The sequence below is a fragment of the Pseudoalteromonas sp. A25 genome, assembly GCF_009176705.1.
GTDB lineage: Bacteria > Pseudomonadota > Gammaproteobacteria > Enterobacterales > Alteromonadaceae > Pseudoalteromonas.
Genome location: NZ_AP021847.1, coordinates 586,599 through 611,734, shown reverse-complemented (window position 1 = coordinate 611,734; position 25,136 = coordinate 586,599). Strand labels below are relative to the sequence as shown.

Sequence of the window (25,136 nt, the reverse complement as noted above, 5' to 3'; positions counted from 1 at the left end):
GGAGTATGACAATGAAAAAATTACTAGTTTTATGTGCATTGACAGCATCAAGCGCGGTGTGTGCAAATACACCAATTTCATTCGATGAAATGAAAGACATTGATGTTCAAGATATTAGCCAATTACAGATCGATGGTAAAACAAAGGTCGGCGATGTACTTAGTGGTGAAGCCGTCTCTAAAGGTCAAATCATTATTGGTGATAATGGTTTAAGTGCCTATGAAGCAACAGGCGAAGTGCTTATTCAGCTAGCGAGTTTTGCTGATGCTGACGAAGTTGCAAAGGCTCATGGCTTAACATTAAAACAGGCTTATAAGTCGTTTTATGTTGTGACAGCGTCGGAGCAAAACCTAACCGCTGTAATCGATAATTTGAAAAAAGATGGCACGGTTGTGTCAGCTAATTTAGGCCTTAAAAACCTCAATACCAAAATAAACTAATCCCTCAGTTTAACAAGCGGCCGGTATACGGAAGTGCGGCCGCTTATATCTAAATATATTATAAAAAAAGTAAATATAAAACTTGCGATTAAGTAAACTATAAGTTAAAAATAAAGCGCTATTTATTGAGCTAAACGGCTTGGTTTACAGTGGATAGGTTGGCAAGCTTTAAGAACCCTATCTATTCACTGATATTGAAGAAGAAATATAATAAGTAAAAGGAATGAAAATGAAACTTTCTGTTCAAAAAAAGAACTTAAAAAAACTGTCTCTAGATAAGCATACAATCAGTGCCGGTGTTACGCCTAAAATCGCTGGTGGTGTCTTAGAGCCTGATACAGATAGATGTCACACAGATCCATATTTTTGTGGTGACTACACAAAACGTTGCAGTGGTAATACTGATTATACTACGGGTCCATCGGTGCCATCATCTAAGCCAATGACTTGCTACTGCTAGTTTAATGATAAAAGGTTAGCTTTTGCTAACCTTTATTTTTTGTATTCGTAATCATGTCTAATATTTCCCCTTCCGTCTTTATGAAAGCTAAAAATCGATTTCCTGAGAGTAATTTAAAGAGTTTTGATTTAACACCTCGTACTGAAACTAAACTATACTAGCTCAGTCATTAATTTATGTTGTGAGTTTAGTGAAAAAGTATGCATCGCTCTTATGGAGTTATGTTTATCTATCTTTTGTTTTAAGTAGCTTTTTGTTGTCTGCGAATACACTTGAAAAAATGTTGGTGATTCAAAAGTTCAAAGACGGGGTTGCTGGCATCGATGGATTAGATAACCCAAGATCTGTAAAGCGCTCAAAAGATGGCAAATTTGTATTTGTTGTCAGTGGTGATGATAATGCTTTAGCCAGTTTTAAAGTAACCAGCGACGGGCTACTGCAGCCATTGGGCTTTTTAAAAAGTACACCGAGTAAAGGTATATACCTAGAGGGGGCATCGAGTGTGGTGTCTTTTTCGCAAGGAACTCGTATTGCTGTAGCCAGCTTTTATGATGGCGCATTATCTATTTTTGAATTGCATAATAACGCCACGCTCAAACCATCAAAAAGCTTCAGTGATCACCTGCCGCCAAACGTAGTATTCAAAAGTAAAGACTCACTTAGCAAAATAGATAGAATGGGTTTGCTTGGTGCATGGGAGGTGATAAAAAGTCATGACGAAAAGCAGTTATTAGTGGCAAGTTACAAAAGTGACTCTGTAATTATCTGTAATGTGGGTACTAATAGCATAGAACTGTCAAGTCAGGTAAAACGTTTAGCAGCACAACCCAAAAGTTTAGGTAACCCTGTTAGTATGGCATTGTCATCGTCTGGAGATAGATTGTTTGTAGCAGGCTTTGAGGGTAATACAATGACCATTTTCAATCGGCACGAAGACGGAACGCTGACGTTTTTTCAGCAGCTTGAAAACAACCCTGACCTAGAAAAAGTACTGAGCAATCCACAAAAAGTGATCACATCCACAGACGCTAAACATTTTTATGTTGCTAATGCTGGCAGTAAGAGTATCGCGGTATTTAGCTATGAAAACGACGCATATAAACATAAGCACAGCGTATATGCAGAAGAACTAAACGGAGTAGGCGCTTTATTACTGTCGAAAAATGGCCAATATGTATTTGCAGCTGCAGAGCACGGTCATGGCATTTTACAATTTAAAGTTCAAAAAAATGGGGCTTTATCTAGCCCTAAATATTTAAACACAGCAGACAACTCAATAACTGGGGTTTCGTCAATTGAGCAGTTAGATGAACAGCGTTTGTTACTCACTGGGGCTAAAGCAGATACGCTGTATTTGGTGCAGCTGCCTTAAATAACCAGCGCTTGAGTTAAGTGAGATGTAACAGTTTGACAGTGTTGTGCGCTATTAAAGCAATTCCTACAGCCAAACTCTTGTTTAAAGCAAAGATTAAATAGATTACCGCTATGTTGCTGTGATGAACAGACGCGCAGTAAGCCCTTTTGAGTCGTAGCTCACCTCATTAAGCTGTATATTAAACGCTAAAAATGGTATTGCTGTGTTTTAAACACAATAATGAAAAATTAATACCACACGTATCCCTATTTTATTAAGTCATGGGTCACAAGCCACTGCTAACAATGACTCTTTGGTTAATACAATAGGTGTAAATTGCGCAACAGTTACCAACGGAGTTTTGTCATGAGAAAAGCAAGCTTAGTCAGCTTAGCCGTTATTTTTGCCCTTGCGGGGTGTTCGTCTGAGAGTAATTCAACCAGCTCAGCTGCTGGTAGTGCAGTTGAAGTCTCAAATTCAGTCAGTGCCGCTTCTGTTGATGATGTTGTAGAGCAATACACACAAACCTTTATTACTCATCAGCCAGCGTTAGCAACGTCGCTGAAACTATCAGCAGAGCAATATGGTGATTATGCCAACCGGTTACCAAATTATTCTTTAGCAGGTATGCAGGCTTTACAAATTGATATGAATAAAGCTGCCGAGCAGCTAAAAAGCCTGCAAAGTGCTCAGTTAAGCGACGACGCGCTTTTGCATGTTAAGGTAAATGAAGTGCTTGCCCGATACTATGCGGGTCATAGTCAGTTTTCAGCGGGTTATATAGATACATGGGGGGGCCATTTACCTTATATTGTTAATCAGCTATCGGGGCCGCTAGTTGACATTCCGAATGTATTAAAAGATCAACATGGCGTTGAGTCAAAGCAAGATGCACAAGATTACCTAGCCCGTCTTGATGCATTTGCAAATATGACTGAACAAGTTCGCTCAAAAGTGATGGCGGATGCTAAAAAAGGTGTCATTTTACCTAAGCCACTATTTGCCAACACGTTAGGCTATCTAGATAACTTTACATCGCCAGCCGCAACTGAACACCCGTTAGTGAGCTCTTTTGCGCAAAAACTTGGTGACGTTGCTGATTTATCAGATAAAGCTAAGCAAGATTATGTAAGTCAAGCTACTGCGATTGTAGAGCAGAAGATCTATCCTGCGTTTGCAAAAGTGACCGCAGATATGAAAACGCTCGAGGGACAAGCACCGACCAAAGTGGGAATTTGGGCACAGCCAAACGGCGAAGCATTTTATCAACATGCAATTACGTATCTGGCTGATTCTGATATGAGTGCTGAAGAAATTCACAACATAGGTGTGCAGGAAGTTGAGCGGATCACTCAACGTATGGACGAAATTCTAAAGGCGAACGGCTACAGCGAAGGTAGTGTTGGCGACAGAATGAAGCAGCTTAATGAAGAAGAGCGCTTTTTATATGAAGACAGCGATGAAGGCCGTGAAAAGCTGCTGACATTCTTGCGTGGTGAAATTGAAACGATCAATAAGAAAGCTCCCACCTTGTTTTCTACCTTACCTCCTCAAAAGGTTGAGGTAAAACGTATTCCTAAGGCGGTTGAAGCAGGTGCGCCGGGAGGCTATTACAATGGCCCATCACTCGATGGTAGCCGTCCAGGTATTTTTGCTATCAACTTAAAAGACATGAAAGCAGTACCGAGCTTTGCGATGAAAACGCTGACATATCATGAAGCGGTTCCGGGGCATCACTTTCAAATAGCGCTGAATATGCTTCAGACAGACATCGGTTTAATGCGTCAAAATGCATCATTTAACGCATACATTGAAGGTTGGGCGCTGTATTCTGAGTTGGTTGCTTACGAAATGGGGATGTATGAAAACGACCCGTTTGGTGATTTAGGTCGCTTGCAGGCAGAAGTGTATCGTGCTGCACGTTTGGTTGTTGATACAGGCCTGCATCACAAACGTTGGACTCGTCAGCAAGCCATCGAGTACTTTGCGCAAGCAACAGGTACGGCAATGAGCGATGTAACCGCTGCAATTGACCGCTATATAGCATGGCCAGGCCAAGCTTTGGGCTACAAGTTGGGCATGTTAAAGCTAGTAGAGTTGCGTGATAAGGCGAAAGATGCCTTAGGTGATAAGTTTGATATTAAAGCATTTCATGACCTTATATTGTTAAAAGGCGCACGTCCTTTAGCCATTGTTGAAGACGACGTCAATCGTTGGATTGAGCAGCAAAAACAAGCTTAACGTTTAGGGCACTAGCAAATTAATCTTTATGGGGCGCAAGCCCCTTTGTTGTTTGTATGTTTAAAAGGAATAATAATGATCCGTTTTGTTACCTTGGCCGCAGCCATGTTTGCACATGTGGTGTATGCAAAAATTGCTGATGTAAGTCAGGCAACGGCCGAGTATGCTGTCAATAGCTACCAGCAAGCGCAAATTCATACCTTAGCCAATATGGTGTCTTTCCCAACGGTGAACGAAGAAGGTGTAGCAACACCAGATAATCCGGTATTTATTGGGTTTAAGCAGCTGTTAAAAATGAAAGCCGCACAGCTTGGCTTGGATTATCAGGATAAAGGTCATACGGTACTGATTGGGCTGGGTAAACAGTCGCAAAAAGTGACGGTTGTAACTCACGGTGATGTGCAACCCGCTGATGCAAGCAAGTGGCAAAAAAGCCCATTTGAATTAGATACAACGTCAGAGCCTGGCAAGCTAATAGCCCGCGGCACAGAAGATGATAAGGGCCCAATTGCAACAGCGCTCTACGCAATGAAAGCCATTAAAGACAAGGGGGTTGAGCTTAACAACCGCATTGAACTGATGATTTATTTGGCCGAGGAGTCTGACTGGGAGCCTCTGAAGGCTTTTATGAAAACTTATGAGCAGCCGAAGTATGCCATTACAATAGATGCCAGCTACCCAGTTGTAGTTGCTGAAAAAGGCTGGAGTTTGATTGAACCAACATTTAGTGGTTCAGCTGAGCAAACAGGCGTCTATGTCAGCGAATTAAAGGGTGGGGCATTTAAAAGTCAGATCCCCGAAGATGCAAGCTTGATATTGCATCACGCCTCTACTGAATTGTTAGATAAGTTAAAAGCGCGAGCCAGTAATTTCAGTGCAAAAGTACAATTCATTGAACAACCTGAAGGCGTAAAAGTTTTGGTTAAAGGTATTTCTGCGCATTCTTCAGAGCCAGAAGCCGGAGTAAATGCAATTGCTCATTTGGCCGCATTATTTAGCGGGGTTACGCTTGCGCCAAATAGTGATGGGCAAGCTGTGATGTTTATGAGTGAATTGATTGGGACAGATCTACATGGTAAGCACTTTGGCAACATTGCTTATAGTCATGATTTCATGGGACCTATGACAGTGTCACCCACACTTTTGTCGCGCCAAGGAGATGATCTTACCTTGTCGATTAACTTGCGCAGACCTGTTGGCAAAACGGCAACGCAGTTAGAGTCTCAAATAGCGCAAGCAATCACCTTATGGCAACAAGCGCATAATGTCACTCTTGCTGAGCTTGAAGTTGAATTGGGTGAGCCGATGTTGCTCGATAGCGCACCTCACGCACAAAAGTTGTTAGATATTTTTAAGCACTATACGCAAGATCAAGATGCGGGGTTCGTGTCGATTGGTGGTGGCACCAATGCTAAATTGTTTGATAACGCTGTAAGCTTTGGCCCATCAATGCCAGGCAAGCCTTACACGGGCCATTCAGAGCATGAATTCATTACCGTTGAACAACTTAAGTTAAACTTGAGAATGTATACGGCGATGATGATTGAACTAGGTAATATGTGATCCCGATAAGTGGCATTATAGACGCAAATGTTTTGCTATTTGAGCAATTAAGTTACGTTGAACTAATTGGTGCGCTTTTAATTTTAACTGGGCTGTTTATTGGCGTTTGGGGGCCTAAAGTTAGGGCATGGCGAGCAGCTCAGAAGCTTAATTCACTTATTGAACGTTGAAAATAGCTCAGTATGCTTAATAAAGTTGGCACACTGAGCTGTACTTTTTAGCGTTATACAATATCAGACACTATGTCTTCCATTATACTTAAAGCTTGCTCAAGTTGTTTTGCGCTTACATAAGGAGCAGGCCCTAAACGTAATTGTTCACCACGGCTATCAGACTGAATACCTTGCTCATGTAATTTCGACACCCATTGGCTTGCATAAGGTGTTGTTAGTGCTAAAAATCCGCCATTGTCTTCGTGCTTATGACTGGCAAGAGCAAAAGCGTGGCTAAGCTTAGGAGCAGATTCAATACCACTGCGCAAAATAGCAATTTGCTGTTGGTTGATGGTTCTTAGTGTGTTGATCTCTAGGTTTTGTTGCTCAAAAAAGTCAAAGACGGCAGCGGCGCGGTAGTGACTACTTGGATCATACGTTGAGCCTTCAAAGGCATGGGCTCCTGCGCCATAGCTTACTTGACCTGGAGCTTGATCTAACACGCTAAATTCAGCATACCAGCCGGTTATAATAGGGCTACCATTATAGCCTTGTGGAATACGCATCATACAATTGCCTTCGCCAGCTTGGCAGTATTTATACCCACCGGAGACGATAAAAGCATGTTCAAGTTGCCAAGTTTTGATATCAAATGGCACCACATTGAGAGCATGATAAGTGTCGACTAAGCAAGGCACGTTAAGCTGGTGTGCGTGCTGCGCGACTAAACCCACATCGCGGAAAATTTCACTGCTGCCATAAAATACCGCTGAAAGCATCACAGCATCTGTTTGACTATCTATTTTATCTACAAGACGTTGAGCCAATGTATGACTCGGTGACACACTCACGACCTCGATTTGCATATTTAGCTGCTTAAAGCGGTTAAGCTGCCTGCGCATCGAGTGAAACTCGCCATCAGTCGTGACGATTTTTATTGCTCTGCCTGGCGGCTTTTTAAAACACTCAAGATCGGATAAAAAGCGTAATAATAACTCATGGGTAGAGGCGCCAAGCGTTATTTGGGCATTTTGCTCACCAAGCAACTTGGCGTAAAAGTTTTTAACACGCTGTGCTTTTTCAAATGCTTTACCCCATTTATCATCCACATGAGTAGCAGCATCTTGATAACACTCAATTAAGCCATTTTTTGCGGCATTGGGCCACGCTTGGTGTGAGTGGCCCGATAGCAAAATGCGCTCGCTCACCTTAAAGTCGCTATAGTGGGGCTGAAGCTGTAGTGCTAAATCTAAGGTCATTATTTGTACTCCAAGGGTTATAGGTGAGTACGAAGCTCAAAAAGTTCTGGGAAAAAGCTAATATCGAGTGCTTTTTTCAAAAATTCTACGCCTGAAGATCCGCCAGTGCCTACTTTATTGCCTATGATTCGCTGGACGGTATACATGTGCTTGAAGCGCCATTGTTGGAAGCTATCTTCTATATCGACCAGTTTTTCAGCCAGCTCGTATAGGTGGAAGTATTTGTCGGCATCTCTATAAACCGTGATCCAAGCATCTAAAACACTTTGGTTTGCTTCATAGGGTTGACTAAAGTCTCTATTGAGCACCTCGTCATCAATAGGCAGGCCTTGTTGTTTGAGCGCTTTTAATGCCTCTTCATAAAGGCTTGGTTTATGAAGGATATCGCTCAGCTCCTGATGTACAGCAGGGTTACTCTCATGTACTTTCAAAAGCTCTGTGTTTTTATTCCCAAGCAAGAACTCAATTTTGCGATAACCATAAGATTGAAAACCTGATGAGTGGCCTAATGCATCTCTGAATTTAAGGTAATCAACAGGCGTTAAAGTTGACAAAATTCCCCATGATTGGGTGAGCTGACTTAAAATCTGTTTAACGCGAGAAATCACTTTAAAGGCATGGCCGAAGTTGCCTGTTTTTATATTTTCAATGGCTTCATATAATTCATGACCAGCCAGTTTTAACCACAATTCACTGGCTTGATGAATGATGATAAACAGCATTTCATCATGTTGATCTGATAAAGGGTTTTGAGCATTGAGAATTTGTTCCAAGTTAAGGTAATCACCATAAGACATATCATCTTTAAAATCGGTATGAATGTCTTTTTCCATTGCTCGGTAGTTACTTGGCTTGTTGTCTGAGTGATATGGACAGCTCATGATTATTCCTGTTATAGAGGTTTTTGAAACCGTTTGAATAAGGGGTTCAATAACGGAAGTTTGCCCAAGAATAACAATCAAGCAACAGAACAACAAAGCGTGTATACAATGTTTATACGTCAGTAACTGTTTAGATTAGTTTACACGAATTCATAATTTGAAACGAATGAAGCATAGATGTCGGTTGTTGAGGCTTTGTGGCTGGAATCATGGAGCAACAGTGGCCTTAGCTGTGAGAGAAAGTTGCTTATGCCACTGTTTAAACTCTAGGTATTAAAGAGAGTAATCGTTACCGTCTTTAGCAGTATATTGTTTGTGGTGAGTGGTATCTTGCACACCACTTAAAAAGCTCATCCAAAACTTTTTGTGCTCAGCCCCCGTAGATACTGTGCTTAGTGGCGTTTCTACTTGAATGTCATCGACGTTTGCGCGGTCTAAACGTCCTGAATCTCCGCAGCGGTTGAAGCTTAGCTCAATATGTAGCTGGTCGTCTTTTTTTAACAAAATGGCTGTGGGATCATCTCGGTGGCCACATAATGCTACAAACTGTTTGGGGAATTTAAGCCCACAATGGCTACCATCAGCGAAAAATGCCATTAAGTGATTGTAGTAAACCACATAATGAGTGGCATGCAGATGTGAGCCCTGATCAAGTGGGCAATGTTGATCTAAGTATTCCTTTGCGATATCAAGCTTTTCGCAAGTGATAGGTTGAGTTTTTAAACTTGAACGGGTTAGGGCTGTCATTGGTATTTCCTCATTCTTGTCACGATATGTATTGGAGTTGTGAGCGTGTTCAAGTTCAGTGTATGCGACTTAGTCTAAAAATTTCACAAAAAGAATTTTACAGTGTAAATTTTACAAATTGTGTTATTTTTATACACAAGACAGGCATTGTGTGAGAACAAAAATAATGAAAAAAGAAAGCAGTTTAATGCGAAAGTCTCACTTTTTAGGCACCAAAATTCGCAATTTACGAAAGCGAAATCATCTTACATTGGAAGATTTATCTGCGCGTTGTATTCGAGTTGATGCTCACTCAGCACCTTCAGTGTCTTACTTATCGATGATTGAGCGCGGTAAACGAACGCCCAGCCAAGAAATGCTAGAAAACTTGTCAGAGGTATTTCAAAAGCCCGTTGAGTGGTTTTTAGACAGTGAACCGGAAGCGGAGAGTATTACACCTGATAAAGGCAATCATGGCGGGGTGCTTGGTATGGCATTAGAGCCAAACTTTTTGTTTTCTAACGATATATTGCAAATCGCAATACCTGAAATGCTATCGCAAACGGGGATCAGTGGTCGTCAATTTGCTCATTTGCTAATAAGAGCGCATCAAGAACACCATCAAAATCACTTTCCAGATTTAGAGCGGGCGGCTGAAGAGGTTGGGCATAAAAATTTATATCTCAGCAGTGATGATTTGATAACGATTGCTCAACAATATGATTTGCAACTACGTTGGTTTGAACAAGCAGATGAATTAATATTTGGCGGATCAGGAGAAGCAAGTAAGCATTTGCTTACATCTTATTTTGAAGCACCTAACTTGGTATATTTAAACACCCTTTTGAAAAACCGTGAGAGTAGATTGAAGTATGATTTAGCGGTTCATATTGGGCATGCTGTTTTACATAATCGAGAAGGACTACATTGCCGACTCACAATTGGTGGTAGTGAACACAACGAAGAAGCACATCACAATACCCCCAATGCACAAGATATTCTTAACGCGTGGCGTGATTTTGAAGCAAGCTTTTTTGCAGGCGCCCTATTATGCCCTAAGGTGCCTTTTCGTCAGCTGCTGGACAGTCATGGTTATGAGATAAGCGTGCATAAGTTGCTTAATATATCTCCTTCGGTTGTGATGCGCAGAATGACTGTTGTATCACCTTACCCACATTGGCATTATTTTGATGCATATCAGCCGGGCAAATTGAAAGCGGTATATCGTGGCAATGGTATACCATTACCTTGGGGAAATATGCGCACGGTCCAAGACCCTTGCCAGCATTGGGCGGTATTTAGAAAGTTTGCCGAGGTGTCAAATCAAAGCAGTACGCAGCTCTCTATTTTGCTTGTTGAAGGTAAGCCAAGGTTATACTGTTGTGAGTCGATACAAGTTGAGGATTTAGCTGGAAACCCGCATGTATTGTGTGCAGGGATAGATTTGAACCCTGCCATTGCAGCCCAGGGTATGAATGTTGATGAGGTGGTGATGCAATTGCAAGCGTTGTGTATCAAACATGGTGGCGCAAGTGTTATTCCGCATCAGCTAAAGCAGCAATTAATGGGCGTTGCCAAGATTTTGAATATCGCGTGGGTGGAGCGCAGCCTCAGTGCTGATGTTCGAGTGATCTGTGTGCGTGGCAACGCGTGTCCCCGCCAGCCTCAATGTTACAGTTAAGCGCTTGGAAATATAAAATAAAAGGGAGTATTTGATATGATATTTGAGTGCAAACGAAGTGCGCAGTTGAGCCCTTATGTAGAGAGCTTTATATTACAATGGATATCAAGTCGTGTTAGTTACTTACCCCAAGACGAGTTTGACTTGTTGATAAATGAAAGTCACTTGAACTACCCTGCGTACACGCAGATATTATCCCGTCTGTTTGGTTGATTGGACAGCATACACTTTTTGCGAAAAGAACTAGCCCAGCTCGACTTAAAATCAACTTTGTAGCTGTAATTTAGTGATGTGACTGACGTAGCATCACTACTACTTTAATCAATGAGGTTTATGCTCTCCACTTCAATGCACTACCAATGGTACTCACCACTTTCAACAATATAATTTTTGTTATTCAGTACTTGGCGTTCAACTTGAACATAAAAAATGAGAAAGTCATCATGCGGCTTGTGGCATCTAATCTGCTGTCATTTTCAATGGTGTTCGCTTATCAAGTGCGTTGAAGCTTTATTGGTTGTATACAGTGCCAGGACATAAGTTGTTGGCTGAATGGTCAGATTGTCTTTATAAGCATGTACTGATCCATTTTGTATTTTGAAAAATTTTTAAATTTTTTGAGATTTTTTGTTTTAATGAAGTTATTAATTTGATCTTTTACTACGCTTTATACTGCCGTTAAGGCGTAGTAAGGACTCTTCAACCGTGAAGGGATAATTAAATAATCGATAAATGGATTTACTAATGAAACTACCGCTCATACTGCTGATGACTTCGGTTATATCTACAGCATCTTATGCTAATAACTTAACCTCATATATGGACTCTTTAGAGCCTAAAGTAGTCACAATGACTCCTTTGGATGATAGTGGGCACCTGAATATTGTATGCCGATATAGTTGTGACATTGATCGAGAACTAAGATACATATTTAGCTTTTACGATACATATTTTGGACAGCAGCAAGTATTTAATTTTTTCGAGGGTGATGAACTTATCAACAGTATTTCTTTGGAAGATTATTTACATACTTTTTATCCAAATAGTCAGCGCACTATTGATGAAGGAGTCCAACCTTTAGATATGCCTTTGGATTGCAGATATGACCCTGACTATAGCTGTGAACAATGGGTACAAAGTGATTTTTTGGATTACGTTATAAACAAGAAAGTTGAATTTACTGTTACGCAAGAATTTATAGATGGGAATAATGACGCGAGGCGTATTGCGATTTCTTTGGTTACTGCTAACGTTGTTGGAAAAGTGGCGGCGAGAGTAGCCGCGGCTCTTAGGGTACTGATTAGCTCTCGTTTGGTCGAATCTACAACGGCAACAATGTTAAATGAAGTACTCACAGGTACTAACTGGTATAGAACAGATCTTCAAGTTGGGGATACTTTGGTAATCAAAGCTGGTCGCTTGTTAGAGATTCGTTCAGGGAGCTCATCTGGTGGAGGTTCTGACGGCGGTGGTGGTGGCTGGGATGGCGGTCGTGAAAGACAGTTTATTTGTGTCACCGTTTGGACTAACTCAGGTGGTGGAGATGTAGCACAAAAAGTGTGCTATTAAGTAAGTTACGGGGCCAAGATTGGCCCCATTAAAGGATTGCAACTATGGATTTTAAGGCTTTGTTTATAATGCTGATGCCGCTGATAGCACCATATTTAAGTATCAAAATTTTTGAGGTATCTAGCAAAAAAACACTCTATAGATTTGTGGGTTACTACAATCTGTGGTTGTACTTTTTCGTAGTCGATAACTATCAATATTACAGTGTTAGTTTGGTATTTATTGTAGCTTGCACATCATTATTAGTAATACTGAGTTTATATGCTAAAGAAAGCCTCGTTCCTAATGTTCGAGAGATTGCATTATATTTGGGCGTATTTAGCTTTCTTTTTTTTGTTGCCCTTTTGAAAGGGTACCAAGGATTACAGTGGTTTAGTGCCAATATTATCTTAATGCAATTTGTCTTTATGGCCTTTGGGAAGCTTTTTAATAAACGGAGCGAGTCTTAGTTGATAGAAGCGACAATAAGTCGCTTCTATGTAAGTTAGTGTTTTTTAGTTGTTGGTGCTTTCAATGTAATGGTGGTTATTTAGCAGAACTCGTTCGACTTGATCATTTAAAAACGAAAAAGTCATCGGGCGGTTTGCAGCGTCTAATCGACCATCATTTTCAATGGTGTTATCGCTTATTAAGTGTGCCGAGGCGGTATTGGTAGCATACAGTTTAAGGCCATAAGTAGCGGGCTGAACGATTAGGTTGTCTTTATAACTGTGTGGCAACCCACCGCTTATTTGTGCGTTTTGCTGTGCTGAGTTGCGTGCAAAGATACCATTTTCACCGGCATAAATAATTTTATTATTAATGACCTGCAGGTTATCTCCATCTAGCATCATACCATTACCGCCACTGCGATAGATTAAGTTATCTCTCACTTGTACGTCATCACCCCCTACTTGAATTCCGGTGTTTTGCCAAACTGGAGCAAATGGGCTGACGCCTGTACGGTAAATTTTATTACTGTAAATTTGCGCGTTGCCTGTTACAGAGTTTAACTGAATGCCATCAGCGGCAGTGTGCTCAAGCTTATTATTATGTATGCGAATGTTCTCAAGCTTATGTGGGTACACAGTTGTAGCTACTCCGTTACACTCAAGTTTACGGCTTTTTCCGGTATAGCCAACATACATGCCTTCACCTTCTTCCGTGTGATGAACGTAGTTATGGTGAATGTTTATGCCTGTCATTGTGAAGTTTTCAGCCCATGTGGCTGGGTCACAATTTGGGTCTGTTTTGATAAGCATGCCAGCAAAGCGGGCACGATAAACTTCAATGTTATCCACTTCTACTTGTTCGCTGAGTTGGCCAATGCTCAGCGTTCCGCCTAATCGAATGCCGTAAGGTTGTGCAGGCTCAGGAGATACAGAGGTTAATCTTAGCCATTTTGATTGCTCAACTGCAATACTGTATTCGTATGGCTTGGTTGTGACTACACCATCGGCATTGCGGACAATGATTGGATTATCAGCGCTACCCAAAATGTTTTTTAATTTTAATGGCCCGCGCTCGCCAGCGGCTAAACAAATGGTATTACCTGGCTGAATATTCATTGCAGCACCATCAACCAAGTAATGTGATGAGGGGATCGTAAAGTCACATGTTGCTAGGTGGCTATCATTTGCAAGTACGCTGTTTGAGTTAAGTAGGGGTAGGGCAAGTAAAACGCCTAAGGTGAGAGCTGAGTGCTTCATGAAATGTCCCTGTTCTAGAGTATGTTTGTACTGATTAATTAAACAAGATTGGGCGAATGATGCAAGTAATGATTCGTTTTATAATGAAATATACGAATAATGTATTGTAAAATTTGAACAGCGGGTTATTCATTCATGCCAAGCGTAAAAAGCCACGACACTTAGTTATTGTGAGCAGGTAACATGGTATCTGTTACCTGCATGGCATAAAACTTAAGTTAATGTAAGAGTATCAACCTATCTTGTCTTTAACTTGCGCGTATTGATAGTAGGCAAGCTGTCCAAAGCGTCTGAACTTTGCAAACGGCAAATAGGGTAAAGGTGTTTGATACAAGGGCAAATCAGGCACTGTTTGCTTAGCGAGCATTTGGGCCATACGAAATGCCGCTTGTGCGCTAAACGACACCCCTGCACCGCAGTAGCCAAGAATGTAACCCACGTTATCTTGTAAACAAATATGCGGCATATCATCTAAAGCGGCGGCAATAAAGCCATTCCAATAGTAATCGTGGTCGATATTTTTAAGTGTTGGAAAGCTCTCTGCTAGTCCATTTTTCAAGTTATTTAGGTAGACGGGGGAGTCTTGATGTTTTGCAAACACCGCACCGCGACCGCCAAATAAAATACGCTTGTCAGGCAATAGACGGTAGTAGTACTTCAAAGTACGGGTATCCATGGTGACTTGATGTGTTTTTATGCCTGTCTGGCTTAACTCTTCTTCGGTGAGGGGCCGGGTGACTAAAATGCTACTCAGGATAGGCAGGTAGCGATTGTTTATGAGTGAGTGTGACTGCTTGTTGTTATAAGCATTACCCGCGTAAACCACATTATTGGCGCTGATAGAGATATCGTTAACAAATAAAGTGTGTTGATGTGGGGTTGAATCAACTTTGCTGACCAATGCATTCTCGTATAAGGTCACGCCTGCTTTTAGTGCGATTTCTCGATATCCAAGTAATAACTTTAAGGGGTTTACGCCAAAGCCATCAGCCATTCGCATTGCGCCAAATGCCTGATGATTATACATATAGTTTTGTTCAAGTTCAGATGTTGTTAAAAACTGTGTGTCGTGGGTACCGAGTTGTTTTAAAAAGCTTGCTTGTGCTTTTAGGGCTTGCATCGCTTTATGATTATGCGCGATTTTTAGGTAACCTTTTGCTTGTGGCTGGCAGTCTATATTGTGATCAGTTATTAAAGATTCAACACGCGTCACTGCTTCACTAAACTCATCATAAATGCCCTTACAAACATCCATGCCCCATTTTTTGGCCATTTGTGGGTAGCTCAAACGACCTGAGCCTTTTAATACAAAGCCTGCGTTGCGGGCGCTGGCACCAAAGCCCACTTGATTGGCTTCAAGAACACAACAGCTAATGTTGAAGTGGCGAGCCAAGTAATAGGCCGTTAGTAAACCACTGAAGCCGCCACCAATAATTGCTACATCGTAGTGCGCGTTGGTTTTTGGGGCGGAACATGGTAGCGGTAAGTCAATGGTACTAGCCCAATAACTGGGGGCATAGCCACTTGCTTGGCAGTTTTTATGGGTAAGCGGATCGTAATAGTTTGGGCTCATAATATTCTTTTTCTTAAAGTTAAAACATCAAAACCATTTCGGCAGCTTGGCAGTGGCACTCGGTGGCGCAAATAGTACAAACATAGCCATCATTAATGCAGTTTTCTAACCAACGGTCGTTATGAACTTTGATGAGCTCCCCCCCTGCTTTTGTAAAATATTTAACGGCGCCATTTCCTGGGCTTTGCTTCCAAAGGTGCGCAATGCCCGCCAACGCACCTTGTTGTCGTAATGCAACCACCGAGGCGTGCAGTAACTTTGGCCCAATGCCTTGCCCCTGCGCTTCTGGTGCTATGGCTATACACTTAAAATATGCCATTTGCGAGGGAAGAACTGGCCAAGCCTTTGGTGTGCACCATTTATCTATGGGCCACTGCTGTGCAGCATAGCTGGTTCTAAAGCCAACTAAATTGCCCTTTTCATCCAAAGCAACAAAGCAGGCATTAATATCAAACTTGGTACCTTGTTCAACCATCTTTTTTATGCCGGGCATATCGAGATAATTGTCTCCATGTACTTGATTTGCGAGTTTAACGACGGCTTTATAATGCTCTGGAAGCAGTTGTGTAATTACCATACTCTTTGCCTGTTTGATGTTTTATATTCTTACCATACTGTGAATTTAATTATAAATCTTCATGAAAGTGCAGGTACATAGTCATTTTACTTACTTTTTTGTATTTAAATTAGACGATTATGCGCTGTAACAACTACGGGTGGGTGATAATTGGTCAGGTTTATTATTACATTCCTTCACACAAAATCGTTGACAGCGATGTCATTTGGTTAATACTGTTGATCAGTGTGTAAAGTTTTTGTTTACCACTCGATACAACATATAAAGAAGGAAGAACAACATGTTTAAGTTAACTCCTATGGTGGTAGCGCTTAATTTAGCTGCTATTTCATCAGTTAGTGCAATGACAATTGAGCCAGATCCACAAAATCCGGGTGGCTACCTTATATCAAAAGAAGAATTACAAGACACGGTAGCAGCAAAAACGAGTGATCCAATGTACGCTACATGGGCAAAAGCGCTAGAGACAAGAAGTAACACCGTTGTTGAAGCAATTTTGCCAGGTCGCAGCGATAACCCAAGTAATGTAAAGCGTGTAGAGCGTGTTTTTCCGCAAGCGCAGTGGGACTTTTTGACCAAGATGGCTGCGCCTGAATATACCTATACTCGTTTTTTAAGAGCAATAGGTAAGTTTCCTGCATTTTGTGGGGATTATACAGATGGTCGCAATGCGGATGCGATTTGTAAAAAATCAATTGTTACCGCTTTTGCCCATTTTGCCCAAGAAACAGGCGGACACATTGCCAAAGATAATGTCTCTGATAACCCACAAAGGCTAGAGGAGTGGCAGCAAGCGCTGGTTCATGTACGTGAAATGGGGTGGTCTGAGGGACAGCCTGGATACACAACAGGGTGTGGCCAGAACGACTGGCAAAACCGACGTTGGCCTTGCGCTGATGGGCAGGGGTACTTTGGTCGTGGCGCTAAACAGTTATCGTATCATTTTAACTATGGTGCATTTTCAGAAGTGATGTTTGATGGTGATGCCACTGTGCTGCTTAATAACCCAGGGCTAGTTGCAGATTCTTGGTTGAATCTTGCTTCGGCAATTTGGTTCTTTTTAACCCCTCAAGCGCCAAAACCAGCCATGCTACATGTGATTGACCGCACTTGGCAGCCTTCTCAACGCGAGCAAGATGCAGGTATTGGCTACGGCTTTGGCACCACTATCAATGTTATCAATGGTGGAATAGAGTGTGGCGAACAAAACAAAACTAAAGGTCAGCCAGTTAATCGTATTCGCTATTGGGAAGGCTTAGCACACTATTACAATATTCCAATTGAAACCGATGAAGAAAACACTTGCTGGCAACAAACACCGTACGGAAGTTTAAACCTTAATGGTGCAACTGATGTACTTTATACCAATTGGGAAGGTGATTGGGCCTATCACGCAGATAGACCAGGGGGGTTTTCGTTTGAATGTAAGTTGGTGGGTTATCAAACGGCTTATTCAGCATTGGTACCAGGGGACTATGAAAAATGTGTAACGAACTTTTATCAGTCTCATGCAAGTTGGCCGCAAGTAAGAGTGGTTGATGAGTTAACGCCACCAGATGACGAGCCTCCAGTAGGTGGTGTTGCAGCGTGGGATGCGAATAAAGTGTATTTAAAAGGCGATCAAGTTAGCTATAAAAATAAGATATATGAAGCGAAATGGTGGACTAAAGGTAATACACCAGATTCTTCACAGCCTTGGAAGTTTATTCGCGATGCTAAATAACCGCTGTGCTGGTTAAATGAGTTTGCGCAATCTCATGCCGCTTTCGCATGTAATAATTTGCACTAATAAGTGAGAGCGCTTTGATGTTGAACAATACAATATTATGAATAGTCAATATTTGATAGTTTAAAGTATTGGCTACTTTAAAACCCTCGCTTTAACCGAAGCTTATTGCTTAACGGTGAAGAGTAAAAAGCCGATAGCGGGCACTATCGGCTTTGCAGTTAAAGCTAGAGTAGGCTAGTTCAACATCAATCACCCATGTCTTACATGCTCTATAGTGCACCGAATTAATATCACTCGTGGCAAAGCGAGCAACCCCTTTGGACTTAAGCACGTAAGTATTGGTCTTGCGTTTATGATATCTGATATTGTATCTGAGACAATATCAGATATGTAAACAATTGTGATAATCATCATAAAAGAGGCGTTGTTTTTAGGTGACTGTATGCTTCAAACCTCACCAAATTAAGAATATGTGATGAGTTTTATTCGCCGTTAACGAGAAAAAAAGTTACAATTTGCGCTGGTCTATTGAATAAACGAGGTTGTCTTTGTACGCAGAACGTCAATGTGTTGAAACGCAAATTCTTGCCCTAGAGCAAATAATATTCACTGAGCAATATGCAGATAAGGTGATCGAACGTGTACTGAGTGAGCAACCATACTGGGACCAAACTAAAAGACAAATATTTGTAACAGACACCTACAACATTATACGCTGGTGGCGCAAACTGGTTGTTGCGCTAGGCTGCGACGAAGACACTCGCCCATCAATGTGGCTTATCTGGGGCGCATACCAATTACTCAACGCGCAAACGCTGCCAGAATGGAGCGAGTTTGCAGGGGTAGATATTGACCAGCTAAATAGCAATTTGAATAGCGCGACACCTGCACAGCTCAATAGCTACCCTGACTGGCTTTGGCAGCGTGCGCTTAATGAGCTCGGTGAGCAGTGGGACTGCATTGCTCAGGGGTTGAATGTACCAGCTAAAACATATTTGAGAACAAACACGCTTAAAACCAATGCCCCAACTCTAGTTGCCGAATTATTGCAAGAACGTATTGCGTGTGAGCCCTTAGCAAATAGCGATACGCTCGAAGTGACTCAATATGGTCCTTTGTTTAAATCTAAGGCGTTTACTCAAGGTTGGTTTGAAATGCAAGATGCTGGTTCTCAGCAGATTGCGCCATTACTAAATGTAAAGCCAGGTTTGAGAGTGGTTGATGCGTGTGCGGGGGCAGGTGGTAAAAGTTTGCATATAGCTTCGCTGATGCAAAATAAAGGCTATGTGCTTGCCATGGATATCCATCAACATAAATTAGAAGTATTAAAAAAGCGTGCAAAGCGGGCTGGCATTCATATGCTTGAAACTCGACTTATCAAAAACAGCAAAACGGTGAAACGCTTAAAAGACAAATTTGACCGCGTTTTGTTAGATGTGCCGTGCTCTGGCACTGGGGTGTTACGTCGTAATCCAGACGCCAAATGGCAGTTGGCAAACGACAACATAGAAAACTTAATAACGCTGCAAGGGGAAATACTGCAGCGCTATAGTCAAATGTGTAAACCTGGCGGCCGTTTGGTTTATGCCACTTGCTCTATTTTGCCAAGTGAAAACCAGCTGCAAGTTCAGGCGTTTTTAGCAAACAACCCAGAGTTTAAGCTTGCTGAAGAGTTAACATTATTACCCGGTATAAACACTGATTTTGATGGCTTTTATGGCGCTGCGTTGGAGCGAGTTAATAACTGATCAATACCGAAGCTACCAACAATATAGCCAAAGAGCATATGCTATTGAGCCGTTTGATATGACGACGGCTCTTAACTACTCTTCCTAATTTTGCACCAATCAATAACCATACAGCATCGATAACAGCCACAAAGCAAATACAAACCAACCCCGTCAGCATTAGCGCCTCAATTTGTTGCACGTTGCCGATACTAAATTGTGAGAACAAGGTGATGAGGGAAGCATAGGCTTTTGGATTAATAATGTTTAAAATTATGCCTTGCTTAAACCCTGGAAGCTGCTCATTACTCTGTTTGCGTGGATCTTGAATATACAGTTTATAAGCTAAGTACACCAAGTAACCTACACATAAAAGAGACAGTCCTGAGGCAAATTTTGGCGAAGTCTCAAGTAGCGTAGATAAACCTAAATTCACTAACACCATTGCTAACCCTAAGCCTACCAATATGCCAGTTAAAAAGGGCAAATTACGCCTGTAGCCAAAGTTTGCCCCAGAGGCGAGTAACGAAATTGGAGCCGGACCCGGGCTGCCAAATAATAGTAAGGTCATAAAAAGCAAAGAGAATAGGGCGTCTTGCATAACAGCTCCTAGCTATATTATGCCGCTGAGCTATTTGTGAGGCTCAGTCGCATAGGAGTCTGTATACGGTAACCGTGAGTTTAAAAGCAAGCCGTAGAACGGGCATATTGTTGTTAGAATACTAAACCGAACACAAGACTCTTAGGCGCGGTTCTACGAACTTTTCGATTGATTATTTATATTTCAACAATACTTTAAGCTTTGTATACCAATACCTAGCTGTCAAATCTGATTTTTATCGGGGTGTTCATATCCAGCTTACTCTGACACGATATTGTATATTTCAAAACCTCGACTTTGATAATTTTGTAAAGCACTCGGATGGTCAAGATCACACGTATGAACCCAAAGACGCTTTGTTGAGTCTATTGCCCATGCTGATTCAATCGCGTGGCTTAGCAATGCTTTACCATAGCCATGACCGATAAATTGCGCAGTTAAGCCAAAATACGCAATTTCAACGTTGCCCTCAGATTGCTGACTTAACTCATAGTATCCTGCAATCGCACCTTTTACATACGCCACCCAAGTACGAATATGGTTATCAGTTAAGTGAGATTGCCATTGCTCAACAGGCCAAGTTAGTTTGTCGGTCCAATCCCAAGGCTTGCCCACAAATGAATACAAAAACTGATTAAACTCAGGTTGTAACGCTTCAACTTCAATAATTGATAAATTGTTTGAAAGTGCAGAGGGTATAAAGTTGTTCTTGCTCTGCATCTCTAAATAGTATGTTTTCATTGTCTTGAATTCAGGTTCTATCGTAATGCGCTGATGTTAATATCTTTTATCACATCTATCTAAATTTATTTTGTTTTTATATCCTAAGTACTCCAAGGTGAATAACCGCTTAGAATAATTGGCTGTCCCAGTCATATAGCATTGATATTCAAAGAGTAAACGAGTAGTTTTTAAAATACTCTCTAAATTCAATGCTTAACAGCAAGGACTATTTATGAATTGGCTTTTAGTTGTAAGTGACACTGTTGATGTGATCGCATTCTTTGTGGTTGAGAATTGGTCTGCGGTACTAGGATTCATAATGGCTGTTTTAGGCATATTGTTCGCCTTCCAGTTACCCAGAAAGTATGTACTTAGCAAGCTGAGCTTTGGAAGTAAGCAGTCGCTGCCAATAGGCTTTGATGACCCTGAATGGTTAGCGGGTAAAGAAGGGTTAAGGGCGCGATTGTGCGCAGATATTCAAGCTTATGTCGCTGCGCCAAAAGAGTTGGGTATATTCAAATTATTGTCTTATCTTGAAGATCACACTCGACCTTTGGTTATTACTGGGGATGGTGGCCTAGGTAAAACACGCCTTGCGCTTGAGTTGTATCGCGCATCCGGATTTCGAGGTGTGTTGGTACAAAAACATGCGAGTTTAGAAGATGTAAAATCTATTATTGAAGATGCAAGGCTGAACAGGTGTAGAACCTTGCTTATTATTGATTATATAGAGCAAATGGGCGCTCTATATGATGGTGTTCATCAAGCTATCATCAGCCAAAGTGAAGGCTATGCCGTTTTAGTCACAACCACAAGAACGCTAAGCAATGGCTCAGCAGCTATGCAAGGGCCTGAATATTTAAACTCAAGAACCTGTCAAGAAGTATCACTTAATGAGCAACTTTTATTGCCTTGGCGAAAGCATGTATGTGAAGAGATACTATCCAATGCTAAGGTACCGGAGCCGCTGCGCTCTCAAGCCATTAACTCAGCGGTGCCATTGATCGCCACTTTGGTGAGCTACGATTTTAGTAATCATGGCATGACAGATAGTAAAAGCGACAATGATGATGGATATTGGCTGGTAAAAAGACTACGCCGTCATATTGATAGCAACCTAACGGAAGAAGACTTCACCTTTTTACTGTGCCTATATCCAATGGATAAGGCGGTGCGAGAGGGGCTTTCGAAACCATTACGAAAAGCCTCTGATATGTTGCAGCGTCAAGGGTGGGTGTCAACAACGGGCAGTGGTAAAGCGATGCAATGGCACTTAGGTCATGATTTATTGTGTGATATCCCACTAGTATATTTTCTGGTTACTGAGCCCGATATTGCATTGCGATTAGAAGCAATTGAAAGATTGGGTGAATATGCTAAGCCACTGAATGCTAGCGGCAACTTAGCCACAGCCATAAGCAGGGCGCTCAAAAAAATCATTATGGACACACAAGCGCAGCATATTGTGCCCACGTTAGCGGCCTGCGCACAGCAAATTGCATTTACATACAAAGAGCGTGACACGGCTTTGGAAATGGTCGATAAGTGTATTTACTCGCTGTCACTGGGTTTGGGTGAGAAGCTACGCATCATTACTGAACTCAGGAGTTTAAGTCGTTTCCAAGTTGATGAGCTGCTGTCAACGTTTAATGAAGAGCTACAAGCATTTATTAAGCTAACTGATGAGCATCCAGCAGACATGTATTCCTTAGTTGGCAGAATGAGCATGGGTAATGAACAAGCCTACAACAGGCTTTGCAGTTTTTATGCACTTACACAGCATCAACAACCTTGTGCCCCGTTAGGGTTGAGGGGGAAGCATTTCCCAGAGTTGTATAGCATAAACAATGACTGCACTAAATTACTTGATGAGTTTCCTGCAGATGACAGTCTCAGTGATAATTTAAGAGTGAGAGTTGCAGAAAACCTATTTCAATATGCAAACAGAATTAAGCGAGATGAGTTACTCCAGTTTGTAGTAGTTCGCTATATAGATAGTAGCAATATTGAACTTAAGCTTGTTGCAGTCAAAGCAATGTTTGTGAAAGCACAAATAATGGCGGAGCGAGACAGATGTCCAGAAGCATATAATGAGGTTATCGACAGGTTCTGTGCAGACGCTTGTGACGAGATAAGATTACGTGCAGCTATGGCGGCTTTTAATCAAGCCAATGGTTTTTCGAAACGAGATAGTGACCCTGATGCATATAATAAAGTTATCGAGATGTTTGGTAATGATGTGTGCGATAAAGTGCGACACCAAGCTGCAATGGCGGCTTTTAATCAAGCCAATGGCTTTGCGAAACGAGATAGTGACCCCCTAGCCTATAATAAGGTCATCGAGACGTTTGGTAATGACGTGTGCGATGAAGTGCGACACCAAACTGCAATGGCGGCTTTAGGTCAAGCCAATGCTATTGCGAAACGAGATAGAGACCCGCGCGCATATAATAAAGTTATCGAGATGTTTTGTGATGACGTTTGCCCAAAAATTCAAGCGAATATGCGAGATGCGCGAGCCGTGCGAATTGGCTGGTCAGTGGTTGCTCAGCAATATTCACAGGCCATTAAGTTTGCTGATGAATACTTAGTCGATTATGCGTCAGATTGTGTTGATGGCAGCGTGGTTGCCTTTTTAGCTTGGCTTGCGAATAGAACTCAAGATAACCAACTACGCTACGAAAAGATAGTTCAGGGGCTTGGCAAGCAACCAACCCATTGGACGTTTGATGAGTTTGCTGAGCTAATAGATTCATTGCCTGAAGAAGATAAGCAATATGCACTGCAAGCAATTGAGCGCTTGGAAAGAACATATGAGAATGAGGCTGAATTAGAGTCGGCTTAAAACGATAAAAGGGCCTTGCGGCCCTTTGGTGAAGTATCGTTCAAGTTAGTATGAAAGCCTTAACCCCTTAAGGCATTCAACCAATTGTTTTGCAAATGCGGCATATCTCGTTAAGTTTCTAAGCTAGCGAGAGGAAAAACCCTGCAATTGCTGCGCTCATGAGGTTAGCCATTGACCCTGCTAAAACCGCTCTGAGCCCTAAGCGTGCGATATCCTTTCTACGACTTGGTGCCATACCACCTAGTCCGCCTAGTAAAATTGCTATCGATGACAGGTTAGCAAAGCCACATAACGCGAATGTGACAATCGCTTGTGTATGCTCACTTAACCCATCGCGATAATTCATAAAGTCTAAGTAGGCAACAAACTCGTTAACTACTAGCTTTTGTCCGATAAAGCTACCGGCTGTTACGGCTTCATCCCAAGGTACACCAATTAACCATGCTACTGGGGCAAATACGTAACCTAAAATTTCTTGTAATGTTAGAGTTGGGTAGTCAAACCAGCCACCTATGCCACCTAACATGCCATTCAACAAAGCAATTAATGCTACAAATGCCAGTAGCATTGCACCGACGTTAAGGGCTAAATGCATACCGCTTGATGCGCCTGCAGCGGCTGCGTCAATAACATTAACTGGTTTGTCTTCCTCAGCATTAACATCCGCTAAGTTTTGTTTTGGTTGTTCTGTTTCTGGCACAATCATTTTTGCCATCAAGAAACCACCCGGTGCTGCCATAAAGCTCGCTGCAATAAGGTATTTAAGCTCAACCCCAATCGCAACATATCCAGCCATAACAGAGCCGGCAACCGTAGCTAAACCACCCACCATAACGGCGAATAATTCAGATTTAGTCATTGTTGGTATAAACGGTTTTACAATCAACGGGGCTTCAGTTTGTCCCACGAAAATATTTGCAGTCGCAGACAAAGACTCCGGCTTTGAAGTTTTTAGCAACTTTTGTAAACCGCCACCCAAAATTTTAATGATCCATTCCATGATGCCTAAGTAGTACAAAACAGCTACTAAAGCAGAGAAAAACACGATCACGGGTAACACTTGAACGGCAAAGATAAAGCCTAATGAACTTTTATCTGCCAGTGGCCCAAATAAAAACCCTATTCCGTCATTGGCATAACCAATCACAGCTGAAACTGCACTCGACATACTTGCTAAAGCGTTTTTTCCTGCCTCAACAAACAGTACAAAGCCACCAATTGATACCTGCATTGCTAATGCAACACCAACCGTACGTTTGTTTATAGCGCTTCGGTTTGTTGAAAACCCATACGCAACGCTCAGCAGCATTAACATGCCCACTAAGCTCATTATTGTTGTCATGCCCT

The 25,136-nt window shown here is 41.8% G+C and carries 21 protein-coding genes; 12 read left to right on the top strand and 9 right to left on the bottom strand.

From position 1 onward, the window contains the following. Nucleotides 1-11: 11 nt before the first annotated feature. The 6 genes from GDK41_RS19175 (at nt 12) to GDK41_RS20285 (ending at nt 6,228) form a co-directional block, all read left to right on the top strand. Complete coding sequence (locus tag GDK41_RS19175) at nt 12-440, top strand: hypothetical protein (RefSeq protein WP_152088081.1); 429 nt, start codon at nt 12-14, stop codon at nt 438-440. Nucleotides 441-669: 229 nt separating this feature from the next. Next, a complete protein-coding gene (locus tag GDK41_RS19170) occupies nt 670-900 on the top strand; it encodes a hypothetical protein (RefSeq protein WP_152088080.1) in 231 nt (76 codons plus the stop codon). 256 nt (nt 901-1,156) lie between these two features. Beyond that, nucleotides 1,157-2,272, top strand: coding sequence for a lactonase family protein (locus tag GDK41_RS19165; protein WP_152088079.1), 1,116 nt, complete (start codon nt 1,157-1,159; stop codon nt 2,270-2,272). A 348-nt stretch (nt 2,273-2,620) separates the two neighbouring features. Continuing rightward, nucleotides 2,621-4,495, top strand: coding sequence for a DUF885 domain-containing protein (locus GDK41_RS19160; RefSeq protein ID WP_152088078.1), 1,875 nt, complete (start codon nt 2,621-2,623; stop codon nt 4,493-4,495). Nucleotides 4,496-4,570: 75 nt separating this feature from the next. Continuing rightward, nucleotides 4,571-6,058 (top strand): dipeptidase, encoded by a 1,488-nt coding sequence (locus GDK41_RS19155; RefSeq protein WP_152088077.1) that lies wholly within the window; start codon nt 4,571-4,573, stop codon nt 6,056-6,058. After that, entirely contained in the window at nt 6,055-6,228 is a 174-nt protein-coding gene (locus GDK41_RS20285) for a hypothetical protein (RefSeq protein WP_172971684.1), read from the top strand. Before GDK41_RS19155 ends, GDK41_RS20285 begins: the two co-directional genes overlap by 4 nt. 53 nt (nt 6,229-6,281) lie before the next feature. On the opposite strand, the gene GDK41_RS19150 is transcribed toward GDK41_RS20285, so the two are convergent. The 3 genes from GDK41_RS19150 to GDK41_RS19140 all read right to left on the bottom strand — a co-directional run bounded on the left by GDK41_RS19150 (nt 6,282) and on the right by GDK41_RS19140 (nt 9,097). Then, nucleotides 6,282-7,469, bottom strand: coding sequence for an aminotransferase class V-fold PLP-dependent enzyme (locus GDK41_RS19150; RefSeq protein ID WP_152088076.1), 1,188 nt, complete (start codon nt 7,467-7,469; stop codon nt 6,282-6,284). A 17-nt stretch (nt 7,470-7,486) separates the two neighbouring features. Further along, on the bottom strand, nt 7,487-8,350 hold the full coding sequence (gene kynA, locus GDK41_RS19145) for a tryptophan 2,3-dioxygenase (RefSeq protein WP_152088075.1): 864 nt from the start codon (nt 8,348-8,350) through the stop codon (nt 7,487-7,489). 273 nt (nt 8,351-8,623) lie between these two features. Beyond that, nucleotides 8,624-9,097 carry a malate synthase gene (locus GDK41_RS19140; RefSeq protein ID WP_152088074.1) on the bottom strand — a complete coding sequence of 158 codons (474 nt, stop codon included), beginning with the start codon at nt 9,095-9,097 and terminating at the stop codon, nt 8,624-8,626. Between the two features lie 166 nt (nt 9,098-9,263). On the opposite strand from GDK41_RS19140, the gene GDK41_RS19135 reads away from it, so the two are divergent. From GDK41_RS19135 to GDK41_RS19125, 3 genes are all read left to right on the top strand, one after another. After that, complete coding sequence (locus GDK41_RS19135) at nt 9,264-10,757, top strand: DUF3612 domain-containing protein (protein WP_152088073.1); 1,494 nt, start codon at nt 9,264-9,266, stop codon at nt 10,755-10,757. Between the two features lie 744 nt (nt 10,758-11,501). Continuing rightward, a complete protein-coding gene (locus GDK41_RS19130; RefSeq protein WP_152088072.1) occupies nt 11,502-12,326 on the top strand; it encodes a hypothetical protein in 825 nt (274 codons plus the stop codon). 44 nt (nt 12,327-12,370) lie between these two features. After that, nucleotides 12,371-12,775, top strand: a complete 405-nt coding sequence (locus tag GDK41_RS19125) for a hypothetical protein (protein WP_152088071.1) — start codon at nt 12,371-12,373, stop codon at nt 12,773-12,775. A gap of 45 nt (nt 12,776-12,820) precedes the next feature. Here the strand turns inward: GDK41_RS19125 and GDK41_RS19120 are convergent, their stop codons facing one another. The 3 genes from GDK41_RS19120 to GDK41_RS19110 all read right to left on the bottom strand — a co-directional run bounded on the left by GDK41_RS19120 (nt 12,821) and on the right by GDK41_RS19110 (nt 16,164). Then, the gene (locus GDK41_RS19120; protein ID WP_152088070.1) at nt 12,821-14,014 is read right to left on the bottom strand and encodes a right-handed parallel beta-helix repeat-containing protein; all 1,194 of its coding nucleotides are present in this window, start codon (nt 14,012-14,014) and stop codon (nt 12,821-12,823) included. A gap of 232 nt (nt 14,015-14,246) precedes the next feature. Continuing rightward, complete coding sequence (locus tag GDK41_RS19115) at nt 14,247-15,587, bottom strand: NAD(P)/FAD-dependent oxidoreductase (protein WP_152088069.1); 1,341 nt, start codon at nt 15,585-15,587, stop codon at nt 14,247-14,249. A 19-nt stretch (nt 15,588-15,606) separates the two neighbouring features. After that, nucleotides 15,607-16,164: a GNAT family N-acetyltransferase gene (locus tag GDK41_RS19110; RefSeq protein ID WP_152088068.1), complete on the bottom strand. Its 558-nt coding sequence runs from the start codon at nt 16,162-16,164 to the stop codon at nt 15,607-15,609. Between the two features lie 280 nt (nt 16,165-16,444). Here GDK41_RS19110 and GDK41_RS19105 point away from each other — a divergent pair, with 280 nt between their 5' ends. Next, on the top strand, nt 16,445-17,887 hold the full coding sequence (locus tag GDK41_RS19105; protein ID WP_152088067.1) for a chitinase: 1,443 nt from the start codon (nt 16,445-16,447) through the stop codon (nt 17,885-17,887). 554 nt (nt 17,888-18,441) lie between these two features. Next, nucleotides 18,442-19,641 (top strand): RsmB/NOP family class I SAM-dependent RNA methyltransferase, encoded by a 1,200-nt coding sequence (locus GDK41_RS19100; protein WP_232056582.1) that lies wholly within the window; start codon nt 18,442-18,444, stop codon nt 19,639-19,641. Here the strand turns inward: GDK41_RS19100 and GDK41_RS19095 are convergent. Together GDK41_RS19095 and GDK41_RS19090 are read right to left on the bottom strand one after the other, a co-directional pair. After that, the gene (locus GDK41_RS19095; protein WP_152088066.1) at nt 19,631-20,221 is read right to left on the bottom strand and encodes a LysE family translocator; all 591 of its coding nucleotides are present in this window, start codon (nt 20,219-20,221) and stop codon (nt 19,631-19,633) included. The two genes, GDK41_RS19100 and GDK41_RS19095, sit on opposite strands and share 11 nt — an antisense overlap. A gap of 258 nt (nt 20,222-20,479) precedes the next feature. Continuing rightward, on the bottom strand, nt 20,480-20,962 hold the full coding sequence (locus tag GDK41_RS19090) for a GNAT family N-acetyltransferase (protein ID WP_152088065.1): 483 nt from the start codon (nt 20,960-20,962) through the stop codon (nt 20,480-20,482). A gap of 214 nt (nt 20,963-21,176) precedes the next feature. On the opposite strand from GDK41_RS19090, the gene GDK41_RS19085 reads away from it, so the two are divergent. Next, the gene (locus tag GDK41_RS19085; RefSeq protein ID WP_152088064.1) at nt 21,177-23,789 is read left to right on the top strand and encodes a hypothetical protein; all 2,613 of its coding nucleotides are present in this window, start codon (nt 21,177-21,179) and stop codon (nt 23,787-23,789) included. A gap of 118 nt (nt 23,790-23,907) precedes the next feature. On the opposite strand, the gene GDK41_RS19080 is transcribed toward GDK41_RS19085, so the two are convergent. Beyond that, nucleotides 23,908-25,131 (bottom strand): NupC/NupG family nucleoside CNT transporter, encoded by a 1,224-nt coding sequence (locus tag GDK41_RS19080; protein WP_152088063.1) that lies wholly within the window; start codon nt 25,129-25,131, stop codon nt 23,908-23,910. Nucleotides 25,132-25,136 lie beyond the last annotated feature (5 nt).